12 protein-coding genes are annotated in these 12,287 nt (G+C 55.7%); 5 read left to right on the top strand and 7 right to left on the bottom strand.

The window, feature by feature from the left end; all coding sequences use genetic code 11:
- Positions 1-115 precede the first annotated feature (115 nt).
- Together dld and ACQ3G7_RS02235 are read left to right on the top strand one after the other, a co-directional pair.
- A complete protein-coding gene (gene dld / locus ACQ3G7_RS02240; RefSeq protein ID WP_430888675.1) occupies positions 116-1,843 on the top strand; it encodes a D-lactate dehydrogenase in 1,728 nt (575 codons plus the stop codon).
- 106 nt (positions 1,844-1,949) lie between these two features.
- Positions 1,950-2,504 carry a GNAT family N-acetyltransferase gene (locus ACQ3G7_RS02235; RefSeq protein ID WP_263100125.1) on the top strand — a complete coding sequence of 185 codons (555 nt, stop codon included), beginning with the start codon at positions 1,950-1,952 and terminating at the stop codon, positions 2,502-2,504.
- Here the strand turns inward: ACQ3G7_RS02235 and pbpG are convergent, their stop codons facing one another.
- Positions 2,505-3,452 carry a D-alanyl-D-alanine endopeptidase gene (pbpG, locus tag ACQ3G7_RS02230; RefSeq protein WP_061494020.1) on the bottom strand — a complete coding sequence of 316 codons (948 nt, stop codon included), beginning with the start codon at positions 3,450-3,452 and terminating at the stop codon, positions 2,505-2,507.
- Positions 3,453-3,634: 182 nt separating this feature from the next.
- A complete protein-coding gene (locus ACQ3G7_RS02225) occupies positions 3,635-4,222 on the bottom strand; it encodes a Yip1 family protein (RefSeq protein ID WP_263100123.1) in 588 nt (195 codons plus the stop codon).
- A 173-nt stretch (positions 4,223-4,395) separates the two neighbouring features.
- Here ACQ3G7_RS02225 and ACQ3G7_RS02220 point away from each other — a divergent pair, with 173 nt between their 5' ends.
- Positions 4,396-4,983, top strand: a complete 588-nt coding sequence (locus ACQ3G7_RS02220) for a DedA family protein (protein WP_430888674.1) — start codon at positions 4,396-4,398, stop codon at positions 4,981-4,983.
- Here the strand turns inward: ACQ3G7_RS02220 and ACQ3G7_RS02215 are convergent.
- Positions 4,980-5,753: an SDR family oxidoreductase gene (locus ACQ3G7_RS02215; protein WP_430888673.1), complete on the bottom strand. Its 774-nt coding sequence runs from the start codon at positions 5,751-5,753 to the stop codon at positions 4,980-4,982. The genes ACQ3G7_RS02220 and ACQ3G7_RS02215 overlap by 4 nt on opposite strands.
- A 107-nt stretch (positions 5,754-5,860) precedes the next feature.
- On the opposite strand from ACQ3G7_RS02215, the gene ACQ3G7_RS24780 reads away from it, so the two are divergent.
- Complete coding sequence (locus ACQ3G7_RS24780; RefSeq protein ID WP_088238073.1) at positions 5,861-5,947, top strand: small membrane protein YohP; 87 nt, start codon at positions 5,861-5,863, stop codon at positions 5,945-5,947.
- Positions 5,948-5,987: 40 nt separating this feature from the next.
- Here the strand turns inward: ACQ3G7_RS24780 and ACQ3G7_RS02210 are convergent, their stop codons facing one another.
- Positions 5,988-6,941, bottom strand: a complete 954-nt coding sequence (locus ACQ3G7_RS02210; protein ID WP_430888672.1) for an MBL fold metallo-hydrolase — start codon at positions 6,939-6,941, stop codon at positions 5,988-5,990.
- A gap of 73 nt (positions 6,942-7,014) precedes the next feature.
- Between ACQ3G7_RS02210 and ACQ3G7_RS02205 the strand changes: the two genes are divergently transcribed.
- A complete protein-coding gene (locus ACQ3G7_RS02205) occupies positions 7,015-7,929 on the top strand; it encodes a LysR family transcriptional regulator (RefSeq protein ID WP_430888671.1) in 915 nt (304 codons plus the stop codon).
- A 39-nt stretch (positions 7,930-7,968) separates the two neighbouring features.
- Here the strand turns inward: ACQ3G7_RS02205 and ACQ3G7_RS02200 are convergent, their stop codons facing one another.
- The 3 genes from ACQ3G7_RS02200 to bglG form a co-directional block, all read right to left on the bottom strand.
- Positions 7,969-9,360, bottom strand: a complete 1,392-nt coding sequence (locus ACQ3G7_RS02200) for a glycoside hydrolase family 1 protein (RefSeq protein ID WP_430888670.1) — start codon at positions 9,358-9,360, stop codon at positions 7,969-7,971.
- A gap of 15 nt (positions 9,361-9,375) precedes the next feature.
- On the bottom strand, positions 9,376-11,235 hold the full coding sequence (bglF, locus tag ACQ3G7_RS02195; RefSeq protein ID WP_430888669.1) for a PTS beta-glucoside transporter subunit IIABC: 1,860 nt from the start codon (positions 11,233-11,235) through the stop codon (positions 9,376-9,378).
- A 144-nt stretch (positions 11,236-11,379) separates the two neighbouring features.
- The gene (gene bglG, locus ACQ3G7_RS02190) at positions 11,380-12,213 is read right to left on the bottom strand and encodes a transcriptional antiterminator BglG (RefSeq protein ID WP_430888668.1); all 834 of its coding nucleotides are present in this window, start codon (positions 12,211-12,213) and stop codon (positions 11,380-11,382) included.
- Positions 12,214-12,287: the final 74 nt, after the last annotated feature.

The raw sequence follows: 12,287 nt of genomic DNA, 5'->3' as shown, positions 1-12,287 counted from the left end.
TGGCGCATCTTGCAGAGTTGGACGCTGATTTTTATGCAAATTCATTCCCCCGTTCGCTTTCCAGGACTACTATCAATAAGCCTGAAAAGTCATGTTTAGCCACAAGGAGGGGAACATGTCACACGAAAATAATGCCTTTATACACGAACTTAAACGGCTGGTTGGCGCATCTCACCTGCTCACCGAACCGGCAAAAACCGCCCGTTACCGCAAAGGGTTCCGCTCAGGTCAAGGCGACGCGCTGGCGGTGGTCTTTCCCGGCACGCTGGTAGAACTCTGGCGAGTGCTACAGGCTTGTGTTCGCGCCGATAAAATCATCCTGATGCAGGCGGCGAACACCGGCCTTACCGAAGGGTCCACCCCCAACGGCAACGATTACGACCGCGATATCGTCATTATCAGCACCCTACGTCTGGATAAGTTGCATCTGCTGGACAACGGTCAACAGGTGCTGGCGTACCCCGGCACCACCCTTTATTCGCTGGAAAAAGCGCTGAAACCGCTGGGCCGCGAACCGCACTCGGTGATTGGTTCATCCTGTATCGGCGCATCGGTGATCGGCGGGATCTGCAATAACTCCGGCGGTTCCCTGGTGCAACGCGGACCGGCCTATACCGAAATGTCGCTGTTCGCGCGCATTGATGAGCAGGGCAAATTGCAACTGGTGAATCATCTGGGGATTGAGTTAGGTCAGTCGCCGGAAGCGATCCTCAGCAAACTCGATGATGATCGTATTACTGATGCCGATGTGCACCACGACCAGCGCCACGGGTACGATCATGATTACGTCACCCGCGTACGCGACATCGAAGCGGATTCCCCGGCGCGCTATAACGCCGACCCCGATCGGCTGTTTGAATCCTCCGGTTGCGCAGGAAAACTGGCAGTGTTCGCCGTTCGCCTGGATACCTTCCTGGCGGAATCCAACCAGCAGGTGTTCTATATCGGCACCAACCAGACCGAAGTGCTTACGGAGATCCGCCGTCACATCCTGGCGAACTTTACGCATCTGCCGATCGCCGGGGAGTATATGCACCGGGATATCTACGATATTGCCGAACAGTACAGCAAAGACACCTTCCTGATGATCGACAAGCTCGGCACCGATAAAATGCCGTTCTTCTTCACCCTGAAGGGGCGTACGGATGCGTTTCTGGAAAAATCTCCGCTCTTTAAGCCGCATTTTGTCGACCGTTCACTGCAAAAGATCACCCGCTTATTCCCGTCGCACCTGCCGCCGCGCATGAAAGAGTGGCGCAATAAATACGAACACCATCTGCTGTTGAAGATGTCCGGTGACGGTATTGCCGAAGCGCAAAGCTGGTTAAACGACTACTTCGCGACCGCCGAGGGGGCATTTTTTGTTTGTACGCCGGAGGAAGGCAGCAAAGCGTTTTTACACCGTTTTGCCGCAGCGGGCGCCGCTATCCGTTACCAGGCGGTGCATGCCGATGAGGTGGAGGATATTCTGCCGCTGGACATTGCCCTCCGACGTAACGATACCGAGTGGTTTGAGCATCTTCCGCCGGAAATCGACAGCCAGCTGGTGCATAAGCTCTACTACGGACACTTTTTGTGCCACGTTTTCCACCAGGATTACATCGTCAAAAAAGGGGTGGATGCGCATGCGCTCAAAGAGCAGATGCTGGCGCTGCTGCGAGAACGCGGGGCGCAATACCCTGCGGAACATAACGTCGGTCATCTGTATGAAGCCACAGAAACGCTAAAACGTTTCTATCAGGATAACGACCCGACAAACAGCATGAACCCCGGAATCGGGAAAACCAGCAAGCGTAAATTCTGGCAGGAAGGCGAAGCGGCTGACACGGCGCAGAACCACTGACGAAATAACCGCACCGCGCACTGTATTGTGTGCTCCGTTCGTACTAGAGTAGCGAAAGCCATAGAAACGTTTCTATGGCTCTCTGCTTTGAAGGAGCACACCTGCCATGTCTGCTGTTGATGTCTTATCCGGTCCTGCGATAGAAGTGCGCGACGCCTGCCCTGAAGACGTTCACGCTATTGCTTCCCTCTATGCCTGGCACGTGCTACATGGCCGCGCCTCCTTCGAAGAAGTCCCGCCCACCATTGATGACATGCGTAGCCGCATGAACAAGGTTGCCAAAGACGGTCTGCCGTGGCTGGTCGCCCTCTACCATGGCATTGTGGTCGGCTACAGTTATGCCAGTTTCTACCGCCCTCGCGAGGCCTATCGCTACACGCTTGAAGAGTCTATTTATGTCGATGCCAGTATGATTGGGCGCGGCATTGGGAGTACGCTGATGGGCGCGCTCATCGCCCGTTGCGAAGCCGGGCCGTGGCGGCAGATGATTGCGGTGATCGGCGATGGCAACAATAATACCGGCTCGTTGCGCCTGCATAAAAAGTACGGGTTTGAGCTGGCCGGGCAACTGCGCAGCGTCGGCTATAAAAAAGGGGACTGGCGGGATACGTTGATTATGCAGCGCCCACTCAACGACGGTGACTGGACGCTGCCGGAATAATTAATCGTTTTGCGCGGTCTGCGCGTCGTCATCGGCCGGGTTTTGCGCCATTTGCGCCGCTTTCTGGCGCTTATAGCTTAACGCGGAAGCCGGTACCGGCTGCGCTTTCCCGGTTTCAATCCAGGTCCGTAGACGGCTGGCGTCTGCAAAGTGTGTGAACTTCCCAAACGCATCCATCACCACCAGCGCCACCGATTTGTTATTGATGACGGTACGCATCACCAGGCAGTGTCCTGCCGCATTGGTAAAGCCGGTTTTCGTCAGCTGAATATTCCAGTTATCGCGATAGACCAGATGGTTGGTATTGCGGAACGGCAGCGTATACGCCGGGTTTGCAAAGGTCGCCATCTCTTCACGCGTGGTGCTCAGTTGCCCCAGTAGCGGATATTGTTTGGTCGCGATCAGCAGTTTGGTCAAATCCCGCGCGGTAGAAACGTTGTGGATCGACAACCCGGTCGGCTCAACAAAATGGGTATTGCTCATGCCGAGCGCTTTCGCTTTGGCGTTCATCGCCGCAATAAAGGCGTTATAGCCGCCCGGATAGTGGTGCGCCAGGCTTGCCGCCGCACGGTTTTCCGATGACATCAGCGCCAGCAGCAGCATATTTTTACGGCTGATTTCGCTGTTCAAACGCACGCGGGAGTAAATCCCTTTCATTTCCGGCGTCTGGCTGATGTCCACCGTGAGTTTCTCATCAAGCGGCAGTCGCGCATCCAGCACCACCATCGCCGTCATCAGTTTGGTGATGGAGGCAATAGGACGCACCAGATCGGGATGGCTGGAATAGATAACTTGATTGGTTTGCAGATCGACAATCATCGCGCTGCCTGAAGCAATCTCAGGTTGTGCGGCAACAGTCGGGGTAGTCGTTTTCGCAACAGCAAACGGCGCCACAGGCGCAGCCAATAATAAGGCCAGGCTTAATAAGGAGACTCGAAATTTCTGCATGATGAGACTTCTGAAGATTATTCACGCACGTTATTACGCACACCGCGTCTGTTAGCCGGAGCAATAGCAGAGCTGGCTTTGGCATAATAGCCGCCATGCAGGGTTGTCGCCAGAGGATAATCATTGCGAGAGATTGCGTTGCCGGCTTTTACACCAGCAACGCAAGATTCAGAGAACAGGTATCAGAACAACCGGTAGCCGTAACCCCACAGGATCACCGTTAGCGCCAGCAAAACTTCCAGCACCAGTACGCCGATCGCCAGCGTTGAACTGGAAAAGCTCAGCCCCTCTTCCTTGTTGATACTCAGGAATGTCGGGATACCGACATAGAGCAGATAACCGGTGTAGAACAGCGCCACCGTCCCCACCAGCACGCACAGCCATACCAGCGGGTAAAGCGCCACAATACCGCTGAGAAACAGCGGCGTCGCCACATAGCCGGCAAACACCATACAGCGCCCCAGTGACGGCCGTTGCGGGTAGCTGCGCGCCATCCACCAGATCACGCGCCCCATCACCGCTACGCCCGCCAGCATCAGGGCATAGAACAGCACAGCCAGAGAGAAACCGGTCACCAATGACAACGTCACGACACTGTTCTCACCGAAATTCCAGCCGATTTGCGTGGTGCCAATAAAGGCGCAAATCACCGGAATTGCCGCCATGATTAATACATGGTGAGTGTAGTGATGCGAAATGGTTTCGTTTTCACCTCTGATAACCTGCATTTCACGATCGGGATGGGAAAGAAGTCCCCAGACATGGTTCATAACGCCCCCTTGCTGAATGCCCGGACATCGACACTTTCAGTATAATTCACTATTTCGCTTATTTTATGTACAACTCAAAAAATGCCGCCGCAGGCAAAGTACTCTCTTCTTCCGGCAAGAGCGTGATATCGGGTGTATGCTTACAGGCGTTTTACCGGGAGGACGTAAACACAATGGATATCAATCATCTGATTAGCCAGTATGGCTACGCCGCACTGGTTATTGGCAGCGTTGCCGAAGGAGAAACCATTACCCTGCTGGGCGGGGTAGCAGCGCATCAGGGGTTACTGCGTTTCCCGCTGGTGGTGCTGTCTGTTGCGCTGGGGGGGATGATTGGCGACCAGTTGCTCTATTTGCTGGGCAGGCGTTATGGCATGAAGATCCTGCGGCGTTTTTCCCGCCACCGCGCGAAGATCCATCAGGCGCAAACATTAATCCGTCGTCATCCTTACCTGTTTGTGATTGGTTCGCGATTTATGTACGGCTTTCGCATTATCGGCCCGCTATTAATTGGCACCAGCCATCTGCGACCAAAAATTTTCCTGCCGCTGAACATCATTGGCGCTATCGTTTGGGCGCTCCTCTTCACCACGCTGGGGTATGTTGGCGGCGAGGTGATTGGTCCGTGGCTGCACCAGTTCGACCAGCATGTGAAACGCTGGATTTGGCTGATCCTCGCAGTGGTACTGGTGTTGTGCCTGCGTGGCTGGCTCCGGCATCGTCGGAAAAAACGCCAGAGCCGCTCCGCTGAGGAGGACTAGCCGGTTTTCGGTTTAAATTGCGGGTTCGCCAGCATAAAGCCGCCATCGATAATCATCGATTGACCGGTGGTGTAGCTGGCGTCGTCAGAGCAGAGCCAGGCAACCATACTGGCAATCTCCTGGGTTCTGCCCGGTCGCGCCAGCGGAATGTCGGGCATTGAACCCGGTGTGGCATCTTCATCACGCATGTTGTTCATCGGCGTGGCTATCGCGCCGGGTGCGACGGCATTGACCAGGATGTTGTACTCAATCAGCTCCAGCGCCATGGATTTTGTTAACCCGCCCAGCGCATGTTTGGCCGCAGTATAAGCGCTGGCTTCCGGCAACGGCGTGTGCTCATGTACCGAGGTAATGTTCACAATACGTCCTCCCTGCCCCTGATTAACCATCTGCCGGGCGGCGATTTGTGAGCAAAGAAACGCGCCATCAACATCCACGGTGAAAATGGTGCGCCACTCTTCAAATGTCACATCAAGAAACGGCGCTTTGCTCATGGCTCCGGCGTTATTCACTAACGCGTCGATACGCCCGAAGCGGGCAATCAGCGAATCAATCGCCTGTGCTCCCTGCGGTAACTGACTGAGATCGAGCTGGATGGTTTCCGCACGCCGCCCCCGTTTTTCAACGTCCCGTGCTGTTTCTTTGGCGCCTTGTTCATCGGAATGCCAGGTGATACCGATATCAAACCCCTGCTCCGCCAGCATCAGCGCACATTGCTTGCCGATACCGGAATCTGCTGCAGTAACAATCGCGACTTTCGTTGCAGACATGTTTCACCCTCCGGTTAACTTATGAACAGCTAAGTATAGAAAAAAGGCAGAATGCTGAGAGATTGCCTAAGCTTTGCACTACCTGAACAGCCGGAAGGACGAGGAAAATGTTAAAGATTTTACTTTGGGTGATCCTGATTATCTTCTTGATTGGTCTGTTGGTGGTGACGGGCGTGTTTAAGATGATTTTTTGAGGGTAAACCGGGTGCGCTCATGCACACCCGGTCGTGCAGGCTATTTGCCCTGCGCACTGTAATTGATCGGCACCCAGCGGTATCCCTCTTCGGCTTTCATCACTTTACCAATGCCGGGGAAGGCAATGTGCGCCGCCGCTATCCAGTCACCTTCACGCGCAGCCTGGGCCAGCACTTTCTCCCGCGTCGCCACCGCCTGCTGGCGATTGACGTCAAAATGGATAGCCACCTCAGGCTGAGGTAACTGCACCGGGTGCGCGTGAATGATATCGCCCCACAACAGCAGCGTTTTACCCGCGTGGCTGACACGGTAGATCACGCTGCCGGGTGTATGACCGGCGGCGGGAATAGCATCAATGCCGGGCATAATCTGCACCGGCGCACGGAAAGGGCTGAGCTTACCGGCATCTATCACCGGACGCAGCGAACGCTCAGACTCGGCGAAAGTATGGCGTTGCCCCTCTTCCACCTCGCGTTGATGCGCGGGGTTGAGCCAGAAATCCACATCGCGCTGATCCACGCGCACGGTGGCATTCGGGAAGACGGGTTTGCCCTCGCGCTGTACACCGCCGGAGTGATCGGCATGGATATGGGTCAATAACACAGTATCAATGGCATTCGGATCGATACCTGCTGCCCGCAGGTTCTCCGGCAGGTGACCGCCCGCGCCGCCAAATAATGGCCCGGCGCCAGCATCCACCAGGATCAGTTGCTTACCGGTGTTGATCACAAATGCGTTGATGGACGTTTCTGCGTTTACCGGCAGGTTTGCCTGCGCCATCCGCGCTTTCAGCTTTTCCGGCGTAATCGGGGTGAGCAATTTATCAAACGGCACGGCCACGGTGCCGTCGGAAACCGCAGTGATTTGCCAGTCGCCCAACGCCATACGGTAGTAACCCGGTGCCTGCGCCTGTTGCGTCGACAGCGGCGTCGCGAGCGCGCTGAGGCTTGCGCCAGAGACCAGCAGCGCCAGTAATAATGGATAATGTTTCATTGCCTGCTCCGATAGTTTCAGTTGCGCCAGTATCCCGCCGCCGCTACTATCACTCCAATTGATTGGAGCAATAATGACTATCAAAGAGAATGATTTCCGTAAGATCGACCTTAATCTGTTGATCGCCTTTGCAGTGCTGTTTCGTGAACAGAGCGTCTCAGCGGCGGCGGATAAACTGCACCTGGGTCAGCCCGCGGTAAGCGGTGTGCTGTCGCGCCTGCGCACCCTGTTCGACGATCCCTTGTTTATCCGCAGTGGTCATCGCATGCAACCCACCGCCCGCGCGGAAGAACTGCATACCGGGTTGTTACCTCTGCTGGAACAATTGCAGAGCACGCTGTTTCAGCAAGCGGCGTTCGATCCGCGCACGGTCACTGTGACGCTGACGCTCGGCATGGCTGACTGGGTTGAGATGTGGCTGATGCCGACGCTGATCCCGGCGTTACAGCAGGCCGCACCGGGTATGCGCCTGAATGTGGTCGCCAGCGATCCGTTTAGCGATGCCACGCGACTGGAAGGCGGGGAAATGGATATGGCAATAAGCGTCGCCACGGCAGGACCACGCTGGCTGGAACGGGAAGTCCTGACGACCATGTCGTTTGTCACGCTCTGGCATCCGCAGCAGTTAACGTTAACCACGCCGCTGGATATCGACAGCTTTGCCGCACAACCCCATCTGATGGTCAGCTACCGGGAAGCCACCGGCAGCCATTTTGATACACTGCTGGCTAAAACCGGCCACCAGCGTCGTATCCATTACACGACGCCGCATTTCGCTGCGCTGCCGGGTTTGCTGGAGACGATGCCTGCGCTGGCTACGGTGCCCTCAGGCCTGGCCGCAGAATGGCAGCGTACACGCGGTCTGATGGCAAGTCCGGTGCCGCTGGAGACGGAGCCGGTAGAGGTGGCGCTACTGTGGCACCAGCGTCACAGTAGCGATCCGGCAGTGATGTGGCTGAAAACCTTTATCGCCGGATTGCTGATGTAACAATATTGCCCGGCGCATCAGACACCGGGCATATTCCGCTTACTTCAGGCTTTCCCCATTGCTGGTGATCACATCGCGGTACCAGTAAAAACTTTTCTTGCGACTGCGCGCCAGCGTACCGTTGCCGCAGTCATCACGATCGACATAGATAAAACCATAGCGTTTGGAGATTTCGGCTTTCGACGCGCTCACCAGGTCGATCGGCCCCCAACTGGTGTAGCCCATCACCTCAACGCCGTCCTCAATCGCCTCGCGCACCTGCACCAGATGATCGTTCAGGTAGTCGATACGGTAGTCGTCGTTAATGCTGCCATCCGCTTCAACGTTGTCTTTCGCGCCAAGCCCGTTTTCCACGATAAACAGCGGCTTCTGCCAGCGATCCCACAGCATATTCAGCAGAGTGCGCAAACCGATGGGATCGATCTGCCAGCCCCATTCGGAACTTGCCAGGTGCGGGTTCTGCACCATGCTGAGAATGTTGCCGCGCGCTTTCTGATTCAGCTCTTCGTCCGTAGTGACACAACCGGTCATGTAGTAGCTGAAGGAGATAAAATCGATGGTCGATTTTAGCGCGTCGCGGTCGGCATCCGTGATCTCAATGCTGATGCCGTTGTCGCGGAAGTAGCGCAGCATATAACCCGGATACGCGCCACGGCACTGAACGTCGCCAAAGAACTCCCAGCTACGGTTCTGCTGCAGCGTTTCGAAAATATCCTCCGGCTTGCAGGTCAGCGGGTACATCAGGCCGCCCAACAGCATGTTGCCGATTTTCGCGTCCGGGATAATGTCATGGCAGGCTTTTACCGCCAGCGCACTGGCGACCAACTGATGATGAATGGCCTGGAAGACTTCTGCTTTGCTGCTGTTTTCCGGCAAACCCACACCGGTCAGCGGCGCATGCAATGACATGTTGATTTCGTTAAAGGTCAGCCACAGCTTGACCTTGTGTTGATAACGGGTGAACACCGTACGCGCATAGCGTTCAAAAAAGGCGATGGTTTTACGATTGCCCCAGCCACCATACTGTTTCACCAGCCCCCACGGCATTTCGTAGTGAGAGAGTGTGACCAGCGGCGTAATGCTATGTTTCGCTAATTCATCAAACAGCTTGTCATAAAAGGCCAACCCGGCTTCATTCGGCGTGCTTTCATCGCCATTGGGAAAGATACGCGTCCAGGCGATTGACACGCGCAGGCAGCTAAACCCCATCTCGGCAAACAGCGCAATATCTTCCGGATAGCGATGATAAAAGTCGATGGCGACATCTTTCAGGGCGCTGTCGCCCGGCACACGTTCAACCACATCGCCGAATACCCCTTTCGGCTGCACGTCGGAGGTGGAAAGTCCCTTCCCGTCTTCCAGATACGCGCCTTCGACCTGATTTGCGGCAATCGCGCCGCCCCATAAGAATGTTTTCGGAAACGATTTCATTACTGGCTCCTTTGATTAGCGGGCAACCGCCAGCAGCGGCATCCCGGCTTGAACTGAGGTTGACGCAACGGTGCTGACGCCACCGAAGCTGTCGCTGTTACTGATAATAATCGGCGTGGCAAGATCGAACCCGGCGGCGATTATCGCAGCGCGGTCGAACTCCAGCAGCAGGTCGCCCGGCTGCACTTTGTCCCCTACCCGGACATGAGCGGTGAAGGGTTTTCCGTCCAGCTTGACCGTGTCGATGCCGACATGAATCAGCATTTCAATGCCGCTGTCGCTGAGCAGACCAATCGCATGTTTGGTTTCAAACAATGAGGCGACTTCCCCGGCGAACGGTGCAATCACTCGCCCCTCCTGCGGAATGATGGCCACGCCCTGGCCTAACAGACCGCTGGCGAAGGTGCTGTCCGGCACCTGGTCCAGCGCCAGCACGGTGCCGCTCATCGGCGCAAGCAGTGCGTTATCATCCGTGGCGGCGACCATCAGCGGCTTATCGCTTTCGGCGGACGCCTGCGGCAACCCGGCAATAAACGTCAGCACGCAGGACAACACCAGTGCGATGACGCTGCCGAGGATCCCGCCCCACAAGGTCGCATCTACACCGCCAGGCGGAATCATCTGCGCAAACGTGAAGATATTCCCGAAACCGAAAGAGTAGACATGGGTACCGCTAAAGCCGACGATCGCGCCGCCCAACGCCCCGGCCGCACAACCGAAAATAAAGGGACGACGCAGCGGTAATGTCAGACCGTAAACGGCCGGTTCAGTGATGCCGAAGATGCCCGCCGCAATTGAGGAGCCCGCCAGCGCTTTTTGCCGCCCGTCGCGGGTACGCAGGAAGATGCCCATCGTTGCCCCCACCTGACCGAATACCGCCGGCAGCAGGATCGGCAACATCGTGTCCTGACCAAATACCGCAATGTTATTGATCATCAACGGCACCAGCCCCCAGTGCAGACCGAAAATCACGCAAACCTGCCACAGCGCGCCCAGCGCTGCGCCTGCCGCCCACGGCGCCAGCATGTAGATGGTCTGATAACCAAAGGCCAGCATCTGACTCAGCCAGGTCGCCACCGGGCCGATGATCAAAAATGTCAGCGGTACGGTGATGGCGATGCACAGCAGTGGCGCAATAAAGTTTTTGACGGCGGAGTGTAAAAAGCGATTCCCCTGTTTCTCCAGCCAGCAGCTTACCCAGGCGGCAAGAATAATCGGGATTACAGAGCCGCTGTAGTTCAGAAACGTCACGGGGATACCGAGAAAGCTTTCACTGACTGCATCAGCCCCCTGACTGGCGTTAAAGGCACTGAGCATCAGCGGATGCGTTAATGCGCCACCAATCACCATGGTGACAAAAGGATTGCCGCCAAATTTCTTTCCGGCGGTATAGCCCAGCACCAATGGCAGGAAGAAAAAGAGCGCGTCACTGGCGGCGAACCAGATTTTGTACGTTCCGCTTTCAGCGGTGAGCCAGCCGCATACCAACGCCAGCGACAGCAGCCCTTTGAGGATCCCCGACGCGGCCAGAATGCCAATAAATGGCGTAAAAATGCCGGAGACAATGTCGATCAATCGCCCGAACAGGTTGCCCTTCTCTTCGGAGGTCGCCGCGGGCGTGTCGTCCGTCAGCCCGGCTTCGTCGCGCACCGCCTGCCAGACATCGTGGACATGGTTGCCGATCACCACCTGAAACTGCCCACCGCTTTCGACGACCATGATCACGCCGGGATTGGCTTTCAACCCTTCGGCATCGGCTTTTTTCATCTCTTTTAATTTAAAGCGCAACCGCGTAGCGCAGTGCACCAGACTGTTGATGTTTTCCTTTCCACCAACGTGGCTCAGAATCTCTTTCGCCAGCGCTTGATATTCCATGCTGTGTTCCTTGCTTCATGCCCGAGGGCGGTGACTGAGTAAAAAAAAACCTGAGACCGGCGCCTCGCGGTGCCGAACTCAGGTTTTGCCTGCGTTGTATCACGCAGTAACAATCCAGGTAATGCCAGAACGCGAGGCGTAGCCTTAGCGCCGATCTTTTCTCACTCGCTCAATATGGATGGCGAGAAACATAATTTCCTCAGTGGTCAACTCACGCTGATAGGTGCTGACCAGATGACGAGCCACCTTTTCCGCACACTGCCATGCCAGGCTGTAGTTCTCTTTGACCGCCTGGTGCAGGGAGAGATCGTCGTCTTCCACTACCGTGCGGCTCAGCATACGCTGAGAGAAAAACTTCAGATGCGTCACAAAGCGGTGATAGCTAAGGGATTCCTCATCATATTCCTGCTTTAACTGGTACTTCACGATATGCAGAATCTCCTGCATCACTTTGGTGATATGCATCACCTCCGGCATTTCGCTGTTCAGTTGCGCGGTCACCAGATGCAGGGCAATAAAACCGGCCTCATCTTCTTCTAACTCCACCCCAAGGCGTTTGGCGAGGATCGCCCGCGCTTCCTGACCCAACTGAAACTCTTTGGGGTAGAGACGCTTAATCTCCCACAACAGCACATTGCGGATCACCGCCCCTTTTTTCTGCCGCTCAATGGCAAAAAAACAGTGATCGGTCAGGGTGATGTAAAGACTCTCCTGCAACTTGCCGAGCCGCTCGCGCGCCAGTTCGATAATGCGATCGCAGGCAGTCATCACCTCCAGCGGGATCTGACTCAGCAGTTCACCAAGACGACGCACCAGCTCATCGCTTTGCAGCGCAAACACCTTTTCGATACAGCGTTCATCCAGTTGATCGCCGGGACGTTTCTGAAAGGCGATTCCTCTGCCCATCACCACCTGCTCGCGTTGGTGCTCGTCCAGCACCACCACAACGTTGTTGTTTAATACTTTGGCGATCTTCATCACGACCCCAGAAACAAAAAAACCTGATCTCCGACAGAAGCCAGATAATCAGGTTTAGCCTGCTTTCGCAGTAA

Origin of the sequence: Kosakonia sp. N21 (assembly GCF_050587465.1) — a bacterium.
GTDB lineage: Bacteria > Pseudomonadota > Gammaproteobacteria > Enterobacterales > Enterobacteriaceae.
The sequence above is the reverse complement of the archived record's forward strand: the minus strand, read 5'-3'. Positions and strand labels throughout refer to the sequence as shown.

What these genes read in the sequence shown, in the direction of transcription:
- ACQ3G7_RS02235 (WP_263100125.1), top strand. Translation starts at nt 1,950, where the DNA reads ATGTCTGCTGTTGATGTCTTATCCGGTCCTGCGATAGAAGTGCGCGAC.
- dld (WP_430888675.1), top strand. Translation starts at nt 116, where the DNA reads ATGTCACACGAAAATAATGCCTTTATACACGAACTTAAACGGCTGGTT.
- ACQ3G7_RS02215 (WP_430888673.1), bottom strand. Translation starts at nt 5,753, where the DNA reads ATGTCTGCAACGAAAGTCGCGATTGTTACTGCAGCAGATTCCGGTATC.
- ACQ3G7_RS24780 (WP_088238073.1), top strand. Translation starts at nt 5,861, where the DNA reads ATGTTAAAGATTTTACTTTGGGTGATCCTGATTATCTTCTTGATTGGT.
- pbpG (WP_061494020.1), bottom strand. Translation starts at nt 3,452, where the DNA reads ATGCAGAAATTTCGAGTCTCCTTATTAAGCCTGGCCTTATTATTGGCT.
- ACQ3G7_RS02205 (WP_430888671.1), top strand. Translation starts at nt 7,015, where the DNA reads ATGACTATCAAAGAGAATGATTTCCGTAAGATCGACCTTAATCTGTTG.
- ACQ3G7_RS02220 (WP_430888674.1), top strand. Translation starts at nt 4,396, where the DNA reads ATGGATATCAATCATCTGATTAGCCAGTATGGCTACGCCGCACTGGTT.
- bglF (WP_430888669.1), bottom strand. Translation starts at nt 11,235, where the DNA reads ATGGAATATCAAGCGCTGGCGAAAGAGATTCTGAGCCACGTTGGTGGA.
- bglG (WP_430888668.1), bottom strand. Translation starts at nt 12,213, where the DNA reads ATGAAGATCGCCAAAGTATTAAACAACAACGTTGTGGTGGTGCTGGAC.
- ACQ3G7_RS02200 (WP_430888670.1), bottom strand. Translation starts at nt 9,360, where the DNA reads ATGAAATCGTTTCCGAAAACATTCTTATGGGGCGGCGCGATTGCCGCA.
- ACQ3G7_RS02210 (WP_430888672.1), bottom strand. Translation starts at nt 6,941, where the DNA reads ATGAAACATTATCCATTATTACTGGCGCTGCTGGTCTCTGGCGCAAGC.
- ACQ3G7_RS02225 (WP_263100123.1), bottom strand. Translation starts at nt 4,222, where the DNA reads ATGAACCATGTCTGGGGACTTCTTTCCCATCCCGATCGTGAAATGCAG.